17 protein-coding genes are annotated in these 17,470 nt (G+C 40.4%); 9 read left to right on the forward strand and 8 right to left on the reverse strand.

The features are described from left to right. Nucleotides 1–68: 68 nt before the first annotated feature. From Xsze_RS17500 to Xsze_RS17525, 6 genes are all read right to left on the reverse strand, one after another. Nucleotides 69–1,310 carry an ATP-grasp domain-containing protein gene (locus tag Xsze_RS17500; protein ID WP_051462442.1) on the reverse strand — a complete coding sequence of 414 codons (1,242 nt, stop codon included), beginning with the start codon at nucleotides 1,308–1,310 and terminating at the stop codon, nucleotides 69–71. A gap of 49 nt (nucleotides 1,311–1,359) precedes the next feature. Further along, nucleotides 1,360–3,243, reverse strand: coding sequence for a hypothetical protein (locus Xsze_RS17505; RefSeq protein ID WP_038239439.1), 1,884 nt, complete (start codon nucleotides 3,241–3,243; stop codon nucleotides 1,360–1,362). Nucleotides 3,244–3,324: 81 nt separating this feature from the next. Beyond that, the gene (locus Xsze_RS17510) at nucleotides 3,325–3,990 is read right to left on the reverse strand and encodes a 2OG-Fe(II) oxygenase (protein WP_038239440.1); all 666 of its coding nucleotides are present in this window, start codon (nucleotides 3,988–3,990) and stop codon (nucleotides 3,325–3,327) included. Nucleotides 3,991–4,033: 43 nt separating this feature from the next. Beyond that, a complete protein-coding gene (locus Xsze_RS17515) occupies nucleotides 4,034–4,969 on the reverse strand; it encodes an aldo/keto reductase (RefSeq protein WP_051462443.1) in 936 nt (311 codons plus the stop codon). Beyond that, nucleotides 4,969–5,184, reverse strand: a complete 216-nt coding sequence (locus tag Xsze_RS17520; RefSeq protein ID WP_038239443.1) for a hypothetical protein — start codon at nucleotides 5,182–5,184, stop codon at nucleotides 4,969–4,971. The genes Xsze_RS17515 and Xsze_RS17520 overlap by 1 nt, the downstream gene beginning before the upstream one ends. A 621-nt stretch (nucleotides 5,185–5,805) precedes the next feature. After that, on the reverse strand, nucleotides 5,806–6,393 hold the full coding sequence (locus Xsze_RS17525; protein ID WP_038239445.1) for a GrpB family protein: 588 nt from the start codon (nucleotides 6,391–6,393) through the stop codon (nucleotides 5,806–5,808). Nucleotides 6,394–7,292: 899 nt separating this feature from the next. Here Xsze_RS17525 and Xsze_RS17530 point away from each other — a divergent pair. Genes Xsze_RS17530 through Xsze_RS17545 form a run of 4 tightly spaced genes read left to right on the forward strand, consistent with a single transcriptional unit; the run spans nucleotide 7,293 to nucleotide 11,321 of the window. Further along, nucleotides 7,293–7,970 (forward strand): hypothetical protein, encoded by a 678-nt coding sequence (locus tag Xsze_RS17530; protein WP_038239447.1) that lies wholly within the window; start codon nucleotides 7,293–7,295, stop codon nucleotides 7,968–7,970. Nucleotides 7,971–7,996: 26 nt separating this feature from the next. Then, nucleotides 7,997–8,884: a 2Fe-2S iron-sulfur cluster-binding protein gene (locus Xsze_RS17535; protein WP_038239451.1), complete on the forward strand. Its 888-nt coding sequence runs from the start codon at nucleotides 7,997–7,999 to the stop codon at nucleotides 8,882–8,884. Between the two features lie 14 nt (nucleotides 8,885–8,898). Continuing rightward, the gene (locus tag Xsze_RS17540) at nucleotides 8,899–10,125 is read left to right on the forward strand and encodes an ATP-grasp domain-containing protein (RefSeq protein ID WP_038239456.1); all 1,227 of its coding nucleotides are present in this window, start codon (nucleotides 8,899–8,901) and stop codon (nucleotides 10,123–10,125) included. Further along, nucleotides 10,122–11,321 carry an ATP-grasp domain-containing protein gene (locus Xsze_RS17545; protein ID WP_038239458.1) on the forward strand — a complete coding sequence of 400 codons (1,200 nt, stop codon included), beginning with the start codon at nucleotides 10,122–10,124 and terminating at the stop codon, nucleotides 11,319–11,321. Before Xsze_RS17540 ends, Xsze_RS17545 begins: the two co-directional genes overlap by 4 nt. Before the next feature lie 587 nt (nucleotides 11,322–11,908). Here the strand turns inward: Xsze_RS17545 and Xsze_RS17550 are convergent. Then, the gene (locus tag Xsze_RS17550) at nucleotides 11,909–12,094 is read right to left on the reverse strand and encodes a hypothetical protein (RefSeq protein ID WP_038239459.1); all 186 of its coding nucleotides are present in this window, start codon (nucleotides 12,092–12,094) and stop codon (nucleotides 11,909–11,911) included. Nucleotides 12,095–12,871: 777 nt separating this feature from the next. On the opposite strand from Xsze_RS17550, the gene Xsze_RS17555 reads away from it, so the two are divergent. The 5 genes from Xsze_RS17555 to ghoS all read left to right on the forward strand — a co-directional run bounded on the left by Xsze_RS17555 (nucleotide 12,872) and on the right by ghoS (nucleotide 16,124). Next, nucleotides 12,872–13,246, forward strand: coding sequence for a metallophosphoesterase (locus tag Xsze_RS17555; RefSeq protein WP_038239460.1), 375 nt, complete (start codon nucleotides 12,872–12,874; stop codon nucleotides 13,244–13,246). Continuing rightward, nucleotides 13,230–13,469: a metallophosphoesterase family protein gene (locus Xsze_RS17560; protein WP_038239465.1), complete on the forward strand. Its 240-nt coding sequence runs from the start codon at nucleotides 13,230–13,232 to the stop codon at nucleotides 13,467–13,469. The genes Xsze_RS17555 and Xsze_RS17560 overlap by 17 nt, the downstream gene beginning before the upstream one ends. Before the next feature lie 132 nt (nucleotides 13,470–13,601). Continuing rightward, nucleotides 13,602–14,711, forward strand: a complete 1,110-nt coding sequence (locus tag Xsze_RS17565) for an S-(hydroxymethyl)glutathione dehydrogenase/class III alcohol dehydrogenase (RefSeq protein ID WP_038239470.1) — start codon at nucleotides 13,602–13,604, stop codon at nucleotides 14,709–14,711. 84 nt (nucleotides 14,712–14,795) lie between these two features. After that, nucleotides 14,796–15,638, forward strand: coding sequence for an S-formylglutathione hydrolase (gene fghA / locus Xsze_RS17570; protein WP_038239472.1), 843 nt, complete (start codon nucleotides 14,796–14,798; stop codon nucleotides 15,636–15,638). 183 nt (nucleotides 15,639–15,821) lie between these two features. After that, nucleotides 15,822–16,124, forward strand: a complete 303-nt coding sequence (gene ghoS, locus Xsze_RS17575) for a type V toxin-antitoxin system endoribonuclease antitoxin GhoS (protein ID WP_038239475.1) — start codon at nucleotides 15,822–15,824, stop codon at nucleotides 16,122–16,124. 38 nt (nucleotides 16,125–16,162) lie between these two features. Here the strand turns inward: ghoS and Xsze_RS17580 are convergent, their stop codons facing one another. Beyond that, a complete protein-coding gene (locus Xsze_RS17580) occupies nucleotides 16,163–16,375 on the reverse strand; it encodes a hypothetical protein (RefSeq protein WP_038239481.1) in 213 nt (70 codons plus the stop codon). Nucleotides 16,376–17,470 lie beyond the last annotated feature (1,095 nt).

Raw genomic sequence — 17,470 nt, forward strand, 5'->3', positions numbered from 1 at the left:
TAATTTTTATCTTTCAAGTTGGTATTTTTTCGACTATGTCATATCATGTAAAAACTATCAGGCTTTCCCTAATGATTTGATTTACTCTCTTCATTTTCCCAAATTACATTAGTTTTCCACCAAGCATCAACTTCAGTAATAACCTCAGCCGGATCACGATCAACCGCCTGCAATGCAAATGCCTTGGCGATATGATCTGAAATCGAACCAGGAGCCTGATAATGTCTGCCTGTGCTCGCCATTAATTGATAATCCACAATGCCAGAAACTGGGCAACTGCTTGGAGCATAACGAAATACCCCTTCTTTGGGAGGAAACCAGGCAAACCCTGCCATCATCTTAGGCTGAATATGTTGATAAGTTTCCTGAGCACGCAGCCCTGCCTGACCAAATAGTGTTTCTTTATACAAATTCAAGCCAAATGCCATTTCATATACAGGTACATGCCCTGCTCCGCCGGGGCGGCAAGCAATCTCACACATTACAAGACGATGTGTTTTTTCACAAAAGAACGCCTCTGCATGAAATGCCGTAGTATCCGGTGTTGGCGGCAAACTCATAATCACCTGTGACATGAGCCCAGATAATTTTGTTGTTAACGGATTATCTGACAATAGCATCCAACTGAGCAGCGCAGAGTCACCGTTAACGGCCGAAAAATTAGCGGTTGTATGTGAAGGCCAACAGTGCAGCATTTCACCGTTTCTCATCAGCCCATCAATCGTGAAAAATTCTCCTTCAATCCATTCTTCAACAAGATAACCTGATTTTAATAACTCAAAATTAATATCCTGCAACTGTGCGGCATGGTGAATGATCTGCACACCGACTGATCCCCCACCATCAACCGGTTTAATAACGATAGGAAAACCACACTCATCAACAAATTTTTCTACTGATTTCCTGTCAGTCACTTGTCGCATTTTAGCAACCGGGATCTTATTCTTCTTCAAAAGAGATTTCATTATCCACTTATTTCTATAAGCCAGGGCTGATATTTCGTTCTGCCCCATTAACCCCGTTTTTTCACGCAATTTTGCAGCCCGTAAAACATCAATCTCTGTTGCCGAAACAATACGATCAATTTGCTTTTCTTCTATTAATTTAAGAATGAGATTATTAACTAAAGGTGAATCATAATCTTCAACAGGATAAATTCCTTTAATATTACCATATACTTTATTAAGAGATTTTTCCAAGGGGTATAATAATGTCTTGGGTGTTACAAGAAAAATGTCAATTTCAGCTTCAGAAAACCATAATGCCATCTTCTCTATAATAGGACGACGATTAAGAACCAGTACTCTCATTATATTTTCCTGCCGTAATTTGATGACACGAAAAATGTTATCCTTATGACTATTTAGGTAAGCAAGCCAGACGGATGCGGAGAAAAGCAATATCAAAACCAGATACAGCGATAACTCGAATACTATGTAAATCACATCCCTGATTTTCATCCAATGTAAATTCAAACCTTATGATATTATTATGTTTCAATTCTGCTGTTTTTATTTCAGAAACAAAACACTGCCCCGTGGATTTATCATATCCACGAAGTTCCAAATGCACTCGCTGAGAAATGGGATGAACAATATGAGAAGTATGGAGACGAATTTTTACAGTCATCCTTTCTCCTTGCCGAGCAACCCATTTTTCTGTCAAATATTCCAGGCGAATACCACCATAACGGTAGGCCGCAAGCGGACCACAAACCCGACACATATAAGTTTCACTACATCCCGTTATTCCTCCTATTTGACCAAATGAAGAAACTTCCATTAATGTTCCACATCGCCGGCACGGTTCAACTATTTTTAATTCATTCATCAATTGATCGTAATGCAGCAAATCAAAGACATCAAAATCTTCACGCCCCTCATGTAATAGGGATACCAAAATTTTTTCCCATTGAGTCATCAATAGTTGGATAAGTCCGTTATTTCGCACAAGCGCTTTCTTATCCTCCTGAAGATAAGAAACCTCATATTTTTTCAGAGAAAAAAGAGCCAACCTTTCAATATTGATCAGTTTTTCTCGCAAACAGGATAATTTATCTGCTACCGTTTCACCTAGCCATGCATCAATTGAACGTAATAATCGATAACCATAAATTCCTTCCTCCAATACTTTTTTAATCCCTATCATAATCTGACGGTTTGATTCTGGTTCAACATGTTCATGCAGGCTTTCTGGCAAGGATGGATTTTCATCTTGCAATGATAATTGCAAGGTTGGATCGCCAATTAATGCAAAAGTAAAAGGTTGTCCAAGCTCAGCACAAGCATCATTCAATGATGCCACAATTTGCCCAAGCGGCATTTTTCCTTTCGCCATTTTTCTGAATAATGACAGAAAGTGATCCGGAGCAATCAATGGGCGAATTGGCGCTAAAACAGCGGCTGGCCACCCTTCTGTCAATGCCAGGATCATGGATACCGGAGAGGGATAAAGTTCTCCAGCCATATTAAAGCCATTGCAACATATATAATTAATGGCATAAGCACGAATATCTGCCCCATAAAATACCTGAGTTTTTCCATGTGCTCGTTTGCATCGCCGAGTCAGACGTGAACATCCACATTCAGGCATCAGAGGAAATTCTGTTTCTTCAAGCAATCCACAAACAGTTAATGAAGGCAGTTTCGCATGACTTCCTTCACCATGGCTTCTAATCGTTTTTAGCATAGCGGGTTGTGAGAGTAATTTTACTAATTTTTCTGGCTGACTCTCATCGCTTGTATATTTATGTTTCGGTGCATCAATAAGAAATTCATTCTGTTCTAATAAAGCGGGTTTTAATAATGATTTGGCAATTAAATAGCTAAGACCAGAGAGAGTTCTCCCACACAAAAAACCGATATTTTTGCCAGAATTAGAGGATATTTCTAGTGCATTGGCAACAAACCCCACTTTCAGCTCATGTGCCAAGGTAATAAAAATAATATTTTTTTCTCTGACTTCTTTTAATAACAAAGTGACATTATCAATGTCATTGACTGAAATAATGAAATACCCCATGACCTTTGCATATAATAAAGCCATAGAATATGTATTGATCCCAACATTAATTATCACAACATCCTGATTGTCACTGCTACGAAGTTCTTTCGCATACATTTCTTCTATAACTTTACGCCAGCGAACTTCCTGAGCGATATTTTCTGGCCGGATAATAGGGATACCCAAGTCAGAAGCAACCGCATCATTATATTCAGAAAGTGTATTCAACCAATTTATCATGTAACTATACCTAACCGTTTAATAGTATTATTAGCCAACAGTTAAATGTTCATTATTTGGGGCAACACTTTGAAATTGACCTCAGCTCGCAGGCGTATCCCAAAACCATACCTGCAACACTTTTCTTACTGTCTGCATGTCGCTAGGAATAGGTGTAACCGCATGCCAGGCTGAATCTGTTCTGCGAATAAGTACCGATGTATTTTTTCTCGGTGCAATTTCTACTACAACATCCTTTGGATCTGCAGAACGCAATAATTGTAAACACCCTCCCATTTCAGGCACCCAATTGTCCGTTAAGTACATTAAATGCGTTACTATTTTGTGCGGTTTATCTACATGAGGCTGAAAAAATGAACCAGGGCCGAATTCCCAAAAATGTGCCTGAAATTGCAATTTTCTGACATCATATTCACTGATCTCACTAATACATTCGGTATAATCATCTGATAAAAGATCACTTGCAATTGATAGCCAAATATCAGGAAGCTCATCAGGCATGTAAGGTTCTTTTACTCCCAATTCCAGAAGAGGCCGAGTTTTTACATTATGTTGATACCATTCTTGAGATCCTTTCTTACCAAGTGCTTCAGCAAGTTTACGCTGCGAATGATAAGTCCAGTGGTCAACCGGAAAATCATCATCAGAAATCATTTGCTTAAACGTATTATCGCAAATTGCCCAAGGTGAAGGATCATCATTGAGCTTCATATTTTTTAATGCATCCAGATTCAGAATATTAGCCATTTAATATATCTCCAATATAATCGCAGATTAATTTTTTACATATTCAATCCAGAGATAAACGCCGCCCAAGAATATAATCAATCGTTTGTTTCTGGAGTAATGATGGATGAAGTTCAGTTAAAGAAATTAATTGCTCAGAATGTCTCATTCCAACCAAAACAGAAATAATATCCTTATTTGACAATATGACTTCTAGCGCCAATACAGATGGAGAACGATTTAATTGTTGTGCCGCATATATCAATCGTTCAATAATCTTTTTTGTATGCGCATTACGGTAACCAAGCCCCTTATAACCTGACAAAGGATGTGTTCGAGGAACATCCAGCACAGAGCGGTAACGCCCACTCAACAACCCACGGGCCAAAGGAAGTGCTGCAAGCAAACCAAGCTGGCATGTACTAAGGGAAGAACGTATCTCTTCATAACTCTGGTAATTCAATATATTGACGGGATTTTGTATACTAGTAGGCAATATTCCCCCCATTGCCCGAGCTATATTGCAATAATGTTCTATTTCTGAAGATCTAACGTTACAAATACCATAACTTCGAATTTTCCCTTCTTTTACCCATAATTGAAAGGTAGAAATAGTTTCTTCAATAGGTGTTGACGGATCAGGTGCATGTAGCTGGTATAAATCGATATAGTCCGTTTTCAGGCGCTTAAGGCTATTGTGTAGGCTTCGTGTCATGGCTGCCCGGCCCGCACCTTTTGCCTCTTCATCATGACCAAATTTTGTCGCAATAACAACACGATGCCGACGGCCATACACTGCATCACCTAATGCACTTTCACTTTCACCTTTACCATAAATATCGGCAGTATCAAAAAAATTAACGCCAAAATCTAATGCCGTAGAAACGATACGCATAACATCTTTTCTACTGGCGCTCACACCAAAATGACTTCCACCAACAGCCAAGCGAGATACCCGCAACCCTATGGTTTCCAAGAAATGGGAATTGAAATCAATCATTACCAGCTAACTCTCATTTGCTGGATGTGCCTATCCGCTAACCCTTCATTGATCAAAGCATCTATATTACCCTCTGAAAGTGCACGGTATTGTGATGGGGTCAATTGATATTCTTGCATTACTTTTTCAGGTTCGTTTTCCCAACATAGCTGTACTTCAGGTTTAGAGATTAAATCATCAAGTAAATCATTCACATCTTTCATTTTATTTGGCATAGTCGTTTTCTCATTGATTAATATAAAAACATTGTGGAAGTTCAATTCTTATCTCTATCCTATAGAGGATAAATAGTTTTTATAAAAAATTAAGAGAGCCTCTAAGTATTATCTTATTTAGATATATTTTCAAAGCAGTAGCCATACTTCTTGCCTTACCGCTCGCGAGGCAAGGAATGCTACATGCACATTATTCCTCTCAATATTATAAAAAGCATATAATGTATATTACAAAAAAACTAAATTAACGACTTAACAAACATGTTTATCTGTTTTCTTAAGGTCTTATTTATTAACAATGAAGCTTAACTTTATAAAAAGCAATTAGATTTTTTTTATGGTCATTAACTAATGTGTTAATTAAGATAAAATCTATTAAACTTTAAAGAACTATGATGAAAACCTGAACATCCCTTCCTAATAGTTTCAACAACTTTAATAGATGAGGTTATTAGCCCTGTATGAGATATAAAATGACAGTACTATCACAGGCCACAAAGTGGCCTGAAAGATAACACGCTCTACGGAAGACCTGTAAAAATTAAAGGGAACATAAAAAGACTCTGTCAGTGGATAGTCAGACAAATTTCTTTTTACCCGCCCAGTCATTATCAAACATTATTACAGCAATCCCTTACTTTGAAATATACGTTGATAAATTTCATGTACAACTTGCTCTTTACGCTTATTATAATCCATTACTTGCTTGACATTATCTTTAGCCGTTATCTTTGCCGCAATATATCGTTCACAATCTTCAGGATGTTCTTTGAGCCAATCACGAAACCAAATATGCCGGATATGCTCGGGGCAATCAAGGCCAAAAACATGAAGATTAACTCTGGGTTTTGCCAGACGAAGGCAGCGGTGTTGATAAAAGCTTGGTTCACGAACCGTCAAAGTGTAACCAAGCCGCTCCAATGCCGGTACATATTTCTCTTCCTGAGTTGGATCTTCCACAATGAGGTCAATATCAATAACAGGCTTGGCAACCAGCCCAGGAACGGCTGTCGACCCCACGTGCTCAATATTCAAGACAACATTGCCAAGTGTTTCTTTGATAACTGAAGAAACCTGTTGCCATATAACCACCCATTCAGGGTTATACTCGACAACATCAATCACCTCTGTCACCGGTTTACCCTGTACCCAAGGGTTTTCATTGGGATCAGGCTCAGGAAAGAAAATAATATCTTTAGCATTTATCATTAACTCACTCCTTATTTCTTTGCTTAAAAAGGAACAGTAACCTCTGACGAACAACCTATCTGATTTGATATACAAATATTGTACTATATGTAAAGTACTTTTAAACATTAAATATAAAGCTTATTCAATTTAACTATACTAGACCATAAAATCAATCAGCGTGTGTTTGTTCTTCCCGAAAAGAATTGGATATTTCTTCAGATTATTTAATGCTCGTGGATCATTAAATAATCATTGGACATCTGAAACCATGTTAAATAATCATTATGCAGATAACCCACAACATCTTTTTATCGCCAGCGGATTTTTATCCTATATTTTCAAAAACCAACCGTGTTTTAAGTTGAGCCATTTTAAAAGATTATTTATGCCAACCTGATTTCTCATATATTTTAACCAACTAAATCGTGAACCCTGAAAATAGGGAATGAGAATTTTGAGAAAAAACATGAGGTAATAATTTTTGAGCATAACCATTTACTTTATACTATTAAATTTTATTATTGTGTAACGGTTATCTTCATGTTAGTTTGTCGGCACTCACCAATATATCTAACTATTTCAACCACACCGATAAATTTAAAAACCAACATCCACCCCCTATCATCAGCAATGATGATAAAAAACGAGCACAGAGTGATAAAACTAATCATATCCACGTCAAATAGAATCCATGTTATAAAAACATAACTTTTAAAGAAACGCACTTTGGGTCTTACATTTCAGGGAAAATGTTCCAATAATAATTTACTCAATACTATAAATAAATTAATTAATATATTCAAAAAATGCCAAATACCAAAATGACCATCATGTGGCTATTGATGTGAATTGAATAAACAACTGTTGCGAAGTATCAATGGCCACGATTAATTTACCTATTAATTGGAGAAGTGATTGTGATTTCTACCGATTCTATTTTAAAAAGACTTGAATCCACGGTTGATGCTTGTATGGAAGTTGAATTTCGCAAGGATGAGATCATGTCCAAATTCCATCAGGAAGATTGGTTTAACGAAAGCTATTACAAACGTCATATTCTGGAGTGCGTTATTCGCATTCACATGAATAATGAACTCGATGCCAGAGCCGTACAAGTCGCTGCCGTCAATAATATTCCAGCGGCCAAAAAACTTTCCTATTACCTCTATGATGAATTCGGGCATGACGAAATGTTTGGGCAAGATCTCATGACATATGGTTATAAACCTGACGATATAAAACCAGAATGTGCTTTTCCGGAAACCTGGAAGTTAATGGGATACCTTAATTTTTGCGTGAATAAATTCGGCCCACTTGCCTCCATTACCTGGGATTGGTTTTTAGAGTATTACGGTGACAAATACAACCCATTCATCACACAAAAAGCGAGCGCGAATATCGGAGTACAGGCTGTCAGTGGTGCTTCATCCCACGTCGCTTTTGATGAAGCAGAAGATCACAGCGGCATGATGAATGACATGCTCTCTTCCGTTATCAAAAATGAAAGCGATCTGGATAAAGCGGTGGCCCATATCAACGTTTTTGTCCCCCTGGTTGGCGAGTACTTTCAGGCATTGCGCGCTGAAACCTTATAAGCCATAAGCCACTGTGGATGAATGTTATGACAAAGGTGAGTATCCGCATTGGAGAGCGAATTTTCACCGCTGATTGTGGGCAGCCGCTTATTGATGCTATCCCTGATGGAGAGATCGTAAAAGGCTGCCTAAAAGGAATTTGCCGGGTATGTCGCTGCAAACTGATGTCAGGATCTGTGTCAGAAAATGGAAAACAAGTTGCGCTTAATTCAACATTTCTGCCCTGCATAAGCCAGGCGGAAACCGATGCTGAAATCAAACCTGCCATCAGTGACTTTCAGAAAGCCAAAATCAAAAGCAAGACACTTTTATCCGATCAGGTCCTTGAAATCACACTCGGTGTTAAGAGAGTTTTCTACAATGCTAAATCAGTCATCACCCTGAAACATCCGGAGATGCCGGTATCAAGAAGTTATTCTGTGGTTTCGTTGGGGAAAAAAGCCTACGACAGTCTGACATTCCATGTCAAATTACGCTCAAACGGATTATTTTCCAGACTGTTTGAGGCGTTATCTGTCGGCGATGAATTGGACTACACGCTCTTGAGTCCGGTTTTAACTGAATATACCGCGCTTATTCCGAATCTAAATGTAGTCAGTGGCGGGAGTGGTATGGGAGCTGCGCTCACCCGCGCGCTTGATCTTGTCGAAAAATACTCAATCCGGCAGGTTGATATTTATGCCATCAACCGTGCTGGTATCAGCGATTACCACCTTAATTGCATCAATATTTTTCGAAACCTGACCGGCAGCGACATAAATATAACAAATATTCCCTTCTTAACGTGGACACATGAAAAATTTGATATTGCTTCACATTTGGCACCTAACGTGCTGACGGTGGGAGTCGGCTCTGATCTCATCATCAGCAAACTACGCAATCTACCTTTATGTGAGTTGGAAAGTTTTGGATAATCGGAGAGTGAGCAATGTCTATTGTTGTTATCGATCCTGTCTCTTCTGGTATCACTTATCTCGCTGCTGCTCAGCACCTTGGCATTGATTTATATGTATTCTCTGCCGATGAAGGTGAGCGTCAGCTCAGCCATGATTTACGCACCAAGGCTAAGCAGGTCATCAAAATCGATACCACTGATTTTGAAAGCCAGTTCGTTAAGCTCTCCGAGCTTGGTCAAATAGACGCCATTTTACCGGGTGTCGAATATGCCGTTCCTATGGCATCCCGATTGGGCGCTGCATCCGGAAAAATCCACCTGAACAGCAACGCGGTACAGTGGGTTCGCAATAAATTCAATTTCCGGGAACGATTAACTGAAACTGGTCTTAGCCATATCAGTTACTTGCAGCTCCATGTCGGGCAAGAAATTGACGTCCCCGACAATTTTCCTTTTCCTGCCATCGTCAAACCCGTTGATATGGCGGGAAGTATCAATGTTCGCAAAGTGAATAACCGTGAGGAACTGACAGAGGCGGTTGAAGCCATTTGGTGTTTAATGCCGAATGATGTGGGTTTCACCACAAGTGGCAGTATCATTGTCGAAGAGTATATTTCAGGGAAGGAGTACAGTGTTGAAGGTATTGTGCACAGGGACAATAACATCACCATTGCTTCTATCACTGAAAAAATATTGGGTTCTGAACCCTATTTCATTGAAATCGGCCATATTGTCGGCCGGCATTACGATGATGCATTCCGGACTGTCGTGACTGATTATGCACAAGCGGTGATTCATTCGATTGGTTTAAATATTGGCGCATTTCATCTGGAGCTCCGTGTTACGCCAGAAGGTAACCCCGTTGCGATAGAGCTGGCAGCCCGGTTACCGGGAGACAATATCGTCGAGCTCATCAAGCAAGCCAACGGCATTGATCTCGCTGCGGCTACCCTGTGTGAATATTTGCATCTCAACTATCAAATTTTCAACCACCAAACACCACCGCACAGCGCTTCTGTCTCCGCAATCGCGTTTATTCCCCGCGGCCAGCATAAGTTCTTCGGCAGTCTTCATGGCCTTGATGAATTCATCAACCGGCCAGAATATTTTTCTCATCATCTCTATGTGAAACCCGGGGATACTTTAGGTTGCGCCGAAGATTGGACCTCCCGAATCGGTTACGTGATGTTTGTGAGCCGGGACGAAATTTTGATGCGTAGCTTGGTCAAGCTGGTACATGAAAAGGTAAAAATAGTATGACACACATACTCATCATTAACCGTTACGACGATGAATTATCCGATTACAAAAAATACATCAACCACCGTGAAGCCCATGTATCCTATATTTCATTGCAGGGGAAAACCCGATTAATCGATCCTGCGGTGAGCGCCGAAGTGTGCGAGGTAGAGCAGCTTGATCCCAATGTGGTATATCAAGAAGCAACCCGCATTCATTGCAATCGCCCTATCGATTTCGTTATCGCTTTTTCCGAATATGATCTCGATACGGCCGCCAAAATACGCACTGAGTTGAACATCAGGGGAGCAAAGATAAGTGATAATCTGCTATGCCGTAACAAAACATCGATGAAGGAAGCACTGCTCGGCTCTTCGGTACGTTATCCACAATATCGCCAGGTTGCCTCACGTCAGGAAATTGAAGCATTTTGTCTTGAAAAAGCACGTCCTGTCATTTTAAAACCTCAAGTCGGTGCAGCTTCTGACGGCGTGGTAAAAATAGAAAAGCTTGCCGATATTCCTGATCTATTGGATTTTTCCGGTTATGAAGTGGAAGAGTTTATTGAAGGCGAAATCTATCATGTTGATGCTATTTTATCCGGCAATACGATCCCTGACCCCAATACTCGTCCTTATTCCAGCACCATGCCCTATTTCAAAGTGTCAAAGTATATCAACACTTGTCTGGATTTCCGCAATGCAATGCCCCTTGGCTCAGTGACGGTTGATGACCCTGAATTTATCAGTAAGGTCAGATTATTCACCGAAGAAGTATGCCATCGGATGCATTTAAAAGATCAGGCTATTCATCTGGAATTCATTAAGTCAAACGAAGAGCTTGTTTTTCTGGAAGTCGGCGGACGGGTGGGTGGAGGGGAAATTCCTTTTATCACCCTGAGTCATGAATCTGTCGATTTGTTTGAGATGTGGTTTCAGGCTGCCCTGGGGATATCACTGGCACCTGTTAACACCAAGATCACCGGATTTTTGATGATGCCAAATCCGTTTAAAACCGGCTTTGCTTTCGAACCCAACATGACACTCTGCCACCCTCTGATTACCTACCAGAACATCAAACAAAGCGGGGAATATAGCAGCTTCAGTTATGACGATATTCCCGCCAGGGTGCATTTTATGGGAGAAAGCCAAGCTGCGGTAGAAGAAGCAATCATACACTGTATGGAAACATTACAACGCGCTATACACGCGGTTTAGTATTCACTTTTTAATGCAAAGCTTTTGATGTAATGCCGTAATATCTTGTCGGGATTTATACCCATTAAAATTTAATGGGTATAAGTCCGATTTTTTTATCATTCTATTTAAGGGACAGAATACACATCAGAAAACGATATTTTCTTATCCAAAGTCGTGCAGGCTGGGCATTAATCAAATTCAATCTAGCGGCTCATTCTGAGTGAGAAAGTAACGCCAAACGCGGCAATCATGCCCAATGTACAACTCAGATACATAGCCCTACTCCGGATAAACTGAGTAAATGGCCGTTTTTCTAAAAAGCGTAAGAGCTTGGTGGAACGGATATTATTAATATGGTTTATTGACAAGAATGGCGTGCGGATATAAAGCATTACGAAATGCAAGCGAATTAATATCTATTCCCTCCCCAGATTTTGGTAAAACGTTAGATAGTGCGTGCCCCCCACCTTGACTCTCTGCTAATTTTATATCAAACCCCATTCCTTCTAAAAATTGATGCATTTTTTTTCGTGTGGCTTTGGGTATTTCTTCAGCATTAGGTCACTTAAGTGCTAACGAATGCTTCCCACTTCTTGCAGGAGATTCTACTTCATAAATCCACGATTAAAAACAAATGCAGCTTCTCTTCTTGCCTTATTCAGATTCAGAGCCATTAGAGCAGCGGACCCTAAAGTCAGATTAAAACCGGATACAGCAGAAGCAAACCAGCCAGAAGCCAGCGACACTTCAGGATAACTTTCTATGGTTGCACTGCTGACAAGACTAGCCACATCTCCCGTAACAACCCGTCTTCCTGTGAAAGAGTCGTTCGGGTTGCCAATTGCCCCGTCCGGCCGTATAGCTCTGCTCTAATTCCAGCACATTCGCGCCACTCTCAATCCGGCGATGGATTTCCCGGCCAAAAAATACCATCATCCACATTGGCATATATAAATATTAGTCTTCACACGGTTATCTTGCCAAAATTCATTTTAAAAAAACATTGCATTGATTAAATCGTTTAGACTGCATGATGAAAATAAAAATAACAACACATTATTATTTAATGAAGTATGTATTTTCAATGTTATCCAATGATAAAAATCCATTAATAAATCGTTTATATGGGCACCGGTTTAATTCTAATCCATGAGTCACTTTTTGTGCCAATTTTTTATGCCAACTTTTTATGCCAATATAGTTGCAAACAGACATTCAGTTTCAACAAACCACGATGAGTGTCACACAGCGAGCGCGGAGAGACGGATAGCATTTCACCTCCCATTGCTGGGCAAACCACCATCAGAATTGATGAAAGAAACGGGAGAGACTATCGGACACATGTTACAAGGATTATATGGGTGGCATCGATACCCATTCCAGATACCGCAATGTCATTAGCCCAAAATTGAATTCAAGCAGCAAAATGATGAAAAACGGCAAGTATCCCGGAATAAAATCAGCGAATATACCCCCGCAGCTTTTTAAATTACAGCTTTTGGGGTTATACGACTTTATTTTTACCCCTACACCTCCGGTATTTTATAGATTTTTAAAGGTCATAGAAAATGCAAGTTATTCACCCAACAGATATTCATTTAACTCAAAGCCGAGAACAAAAAATATTGGGTATAAATCCGTATGATAACTTTGACCTTGTTTGCGAAGAAATAGGAAAGAATCCGTCTCTTACCCAATCCAAACTCATTATTGTCTCAGGCGATATTGCAAATGATGGTGATGTCGAATCCTACCGCTATTTTTTGCATAAAATGGAATTATTGAAGATACCTTGTATTGTTATCCTGGGTAATCATGACCAGAAAAATAACTTCGATTTATCCCTTAAAAAACAACAAACTCAATATTGCCGTATTTATGCACCACCACGTACTACCTGTTGTCACACCTCTTGTGGACAGTTGCATGTTGAACAACGCTGAGGCCCTGTTAAAAATGGGCGAAAAACACAAGATTCAGTTTATTGGCAGCGGCCATGCCCATACCCCACGTGTCTGGCATCATCACAATATAACAACCGCTGTTGCCCCCGCAGTTTCATTCCAATGGTTATTCGGCACTGGGACGGTAAAAATATCAAAGGGCTTCGGTTTCAATGTGATAGAACTTGCATCACAAATATCCATTGCATCATGTATTTATTAATTTTTCGCTGAAAATGGCATGTTGATCACAATTCGCATTCTGTGTGACTCTCCAACCGTGCAATTTAAGGTAAAACTTAGCATTCATTGAACATATACAAATTCACACTCATTTTTATAAAAGAAGGGCTATATGAAATCGCGTGCTGCCGTTGCTTTTGGGCCAAACCAACCACTTGAAATTGTCGAAATTGACGTTGCACCTCCCAAGGCAGGTGAAGTTCTGATAAAAATCAGCCACACCGGTGTTTGCCATACTGATGCTTTTACCCTCTCAGGCAGTGATCCCGAAGGCGTATTTCCTGTTGTTTTAGGGCATGAAGGGGCCGGTGTCGTCGTTGAGGTGGGTGAAGGCGTCACAAGCCTGAAAAAAGGGGATCATGTTATTCCTCTGTATACCGCTGAATGTGGTCAATGTGACTTCTGCCAATCAGGTAAAACCAATCTTTGCATCTCCGTTCGTGACACTCAGGGAAAAGGCCTTATGCCGGATGGCACAACCCGGTTCTCATATAACGGGCAACCGATATATCACTACATGGGGTGTTCAACATTCAGTGAATACACTGTTGTTGCTGAAGTTTCTCTGGCAAAAATCAACCCGGAAGCCAATCATGAACATGTTTGTCTATTGGGTTGTGGCGTTACAACCGGCATTGGCGCTGTGCATAATACAGCTAAGGTTCAATCCGGCGATTCTGTTGCCGTTTTCGGCCTTGGTGGGATCGGGCTGGCTGTTATTCAGGGGGCCCGTCAGGCAAAAGCAGGCCGCATCATTGCCATTGACACCAATCCGGCTAAATTCGAACTGGCCAGACAATTTGGTGCAACAGATTGCATTAATCCGAATGATCACGGCAAACCTGTCCAGCAGGTCATTCTGGATATGACTAAATGGGGCGTTGACCACACCTTCGAATGCATCGGCAATGTCAATGTCATGCGTGCCGCCCTTGAAAGCGCACACCGCGGTTGGGGGCAATCCATCATCATTGGTGTCGCAGGTGCCGGGCAGGAAATTTCGACCCGCCCATTCCAGCTGGTTACCGGGAGAACATGGAAAGGAACCGCTTTCGGCGGCGTAAAAGGACGCAGCCAATTGCCCGGAATGGTAGAAGATGCAATGGCAGGTAAAATTGAACTTGCGCCTTTTGTCACCCATACACTGCCTCTGGAAAACATCAACGATGCTTTCGATTTGATGCACGAAGGGAAATCTATTCGGACAGTAATTCACTATTAATGGCTCCTGAATTGCCGCGTTACTGACCAACGCGGTTTCTGGCAAAATCGTCGGTATTGACGCCATGATCATAGAGAGAAGGTAATGGAAAGAATCGAACATCATGCCTGTTTTAACGGGTGGCAGGATGTCTATCAACATGAATCACAGGTGCTGGGTTGCGGGATGCGCTTTTCCGTATTCCTGCCCCCTCAGGTTAAAGACCAAAAATTACCGGTGCTGTACTGGCTTTCCGGGCTGACCTGCACAGAACAAAATTTCATCACGAAATCCGGCATGCAACGTTATGCTGCTGAACATGGCATCGTCATCGTTGCACCTGATACCAGCCCGAGAGGTGACCATGTGGCTGATTCCCCGTCGTATGATTTGGGGAAAGGCGCGGGGTTTTATCTCAATGCCTTACAACAGCCATGGGCACCACATTATCGCATGTACGACTATGTGGTTTCAGAGCTGCCTGCCCTGATTGAAGCCAACTTTCCGGTAACGGAGATACGCGGGATCAGCGGGCATTCTATGGGGGGTCACGGTGCCTTGACCATTGCATTGAAAAACCCTGCACGCTATTGCAGCGTATCCGCCTTCTCCCCCATTGTTGCACCCAGTCAGGTGCCATGGGGGCAAAAGGCATTCTCAGCCTATCTTGGCGACGATCCATCAGAATGGAAACAATACGATACCGTCGAACTCATCAAAAATGCGAAAGCGCATTTGCCCATTCTGATTGACCAAGGCCTTAATGATGATTTTCTGGATGAACAATTGCGCCCTCATTTATTGCAGGATATTTGCGATGAAGTTGGCTATCCCATCACGCTGAACCTTCGTTCAGGTTATGACCATGGCTATTATTTTATTGCCAGTTTCATTGAAGAGCATATTCTTCATCATGCCAAAATCATGCAGAAACATAGTGAGAAATAATACGTTTTAGGCATTGAATATTCATGTCTAAAAGTAACGGGGCAAGCATTCTGCCCCGCGGCTTGTCACCGAATACAATTAGTTAAAAAGTAAGCCAGCCCCACCCACAACACCGTTTCCTGCTTTTCATCATCAAGAAAAACCGGTAATTTATTGATTTTTCAGTTAAATAAGGGAAGTTAAATGGCGAAATTTACTATCCGTGTAGAACTTCGTAATGCTGACAGTTCAGATTATGAAAAACTCCACAAGAAAATGGCAGCCAACGGATTCAAAAATATTATTTCAAGTGGTAGTGGCAATGAATACCGTTTGCCAACCTCTGAATATATTCATGAGTCTTCCACCCTCTCCAGAAGTGAACTGGCAGATTTGGTCTATGACATTGCTGAATCCATCAAAACACACCCTGCTGTTTTAGTGACAGAATCGGTCGGCAGGACATGGTTAGGATTGAAAAAAGCCAATCCTTTGAGTTTGAATTGAATTCATGTCAGTTTTCTAATTTTCGGGGGCCGCAGCCATTATGTTGTATATCCAATGGGTATGGCCCGTTTCTGCATCTCATCATCAAGTATCCGATAACAAATAATGCCCTTTCTATCCGCCCCATTTTCATGCAGAGCTTCTGTCGGTTCATTTTCTCGGGAATAAGAAGAGAGTGTCGCAATAATTGATCCAGTTTTACTTTTCCTGAAAGCATTGTAGTCCTGAAAACGTTGTGGTCCTGAAAGCATTGTGGCTGCGCTTCATAAAAAAATCCGGCAAGCCACACAATGATGAATTTTTCCTTAATCTGGCCCCCGGCTAAAGCAAGTATTCTGGCGTTTTCTCCGGTGAAAATATATCAAGTCATCTTGATGGGAAATCCTGAATTCTCAAGATCAACCGATACTCCGGCATCCCACTCATGCCAAAAAGATGATCAACAAAACCAACTGTGCCAGCATATTGTTCCCCTATCTTACGGCCCGCTCCGTTTATCGTCGGGAACGAATTTGAACAGCCAAAGGTCGAGAGGCAGGAACCTCTCATCATCCCCGGGAGCATAGATAACCGTGTGTTTATAAAAACGGTGACCGGAGTGAAGGAACGCAGCCAACAAAAAGGCAACTTGAAAGACGGCGGGTATATAACAAACCAATAATATTCCATACCGATATTATAAACGTAATATTGTAAATGATGACGTTAATATATTCTTAGAAAAGATATCAAACACTTCTTCAGATAATTTTTAATGGTATTAAACACAGTAAAAAAATATAGAAAAACAATCAAAAAAAATAAAGTAGCATTAAAAAATAAAATCCCATAAAATAAATTATTCATTTTTCCATTTTGGGAGATGGGATATTAAAAAACATTATCCAGACGTCAAAATAAAATATGATTTAAATCAAAACATGCAAAACATAAATAACTGCATACTAATAGGTGAATTGATTAATTCGTTAGAGCAACAACGAACACCTTCACGCTAACATATTAAAATCATTAAGATAATTTCAGCCATAATTTGTTTCCCATGTCAAATTTAACAATAGAATTAAATCACGGAACGAAAATAAACTCCGGCAAAAATATAGAAAAATCAAAACAATATTCACAAAGCATAACATTAACAAAAATATTCCATATTATTTTTAATAAAACACATCAAAATAAATAAACCAAACTTCTTTCACAATGGAAATTATAAAAATAAAGTATCCACCTGTAAAAAAGTTAGCCTTACAACTTTTTCAGTCAGTAGCAATATCATATAAACCAAATTTAATTTAACTAATTTACTAGCGTAGTCCATCAGCTTCATGTCCAGGAGTTAAGGA

It is taken from the genome of Xenorhabdus szentirmaii DSM 16338, assembly GCF_002632585.1.
GTDB classification, from domain to species: domain Bacteria; phylum Pseudomonadota; class Gammaproteobacteria; order Enterobacterales; family Enterobacteriaceae; genus Xenorhabdus; species Xenorhabdus szentirmaii.

Excerpts from the sequence above, each read along its gene's own strand:
- Xsze_RS17500 (WP_051462442.1), bottom strand. The coding sequence starts at position 1,310 with ATGAGAGTACTGGTTCTTAATCGTCGTCCTATTATAGAGAAGATGGCA.
- Xsze_RS17505 (WP_038239439.1), bottom strand. The coding sequence starts at position 3,243 with ATGATAAATTGGTTGAATACACTTTCTGAATATAATGATGCGGTTGCT.
- Xsze_RS17510 (WP_038239440.1), bottom strand. The coding sequence starts at position 3,990 with ATGGCTAATATTCTGAATCTGGATGCATTAAAAAATATGAAGCTCAAT.
- Xsze_RS17515 (WP_051462443.1), bottom strand. The coding sequence starts at position 4,969 with ATGATTGATTTCAATTCCCATTTCTTGGAAACCATAGGGTTGCGGGTA.
- Xsze_RS17520 (WP_038239443.1), bottom strand. The coding sequence starts at position 5,184 with ATGCCAAATAAAATGAAAGATGTGAATGATTTACTTGATGATTTAATC.
- Xsze_RS17525 (WP_038239445.1), bottom strand. The coding sequence starts at position 6,393 with ATGATAAATGCTAAAGATATTATTTTCTTTCCTGAGCCTGATCCCAAT.
- Xsze_RS17535 (WP_038239451.1), top strand. The coding sequence starts at position 7,997 with ATGACAAAGGTGAGTATCCGCATTGGAGAGCGAATTTTCACCGCTGAT.
- Xsze_RS17540 (WP_038239456.1), top strand. The coding sequence starts at position 8,899 with ATGTCTATTGTTGTTATCGATCCTGTCTCTTCTGGTATCACTTATCTC.
- Xsze_RS17545 (WP_038239458.1), top strand. The coding sequence starts at position 10,122 with ATGACACACATACTCATCATTAACCGTTACGACGATGAATTATCCGAT.
- Xsze_RS17555 (WP_038239460.1), top strand. The coding sequence starts at position 12,872 with ATGCAAGTTATTCACCCAACAGATATTCATTTAACTCAAAGCCGAGAA.
- Xsze_RS17560 (WP_038239465.1), top strand. The coding sequence starts at position 13,230 with ATGTTGAACAACGCTGAGGCCCTGTTAAAAATGGGCGAAAAACACAAG.
- Xsze_RS17565 (WP_038239470.1), top strand. The coding sequence starts at position 13,602 with ATGAAATCGCGTGCTGCCGTTGCTTTTGGGCCAAACCAACCACTTGAA.
- fghA (WP_038239472.1), top strand. The coding sequence starts at position 14,796 with ATGGAAAGAATCGAACATCATGCCTGTTTTAACGGGTGGCAGGATGTC.
- ghoS (WP_038239475.1), top strand. The coding sequence starts at position 15,822 with ATGGCGAAATTTACTATCCGTGTAGAACTTCGTAATGCTGACAGTTCA.
- Xsze_RS17580 (WP_038239481.1), bottom strand. The coding sequence starts at position 16,375 with ATGCTTTCAGGACCACAACGTTTTCAGGACTACAATGCTTTCAGGAAA.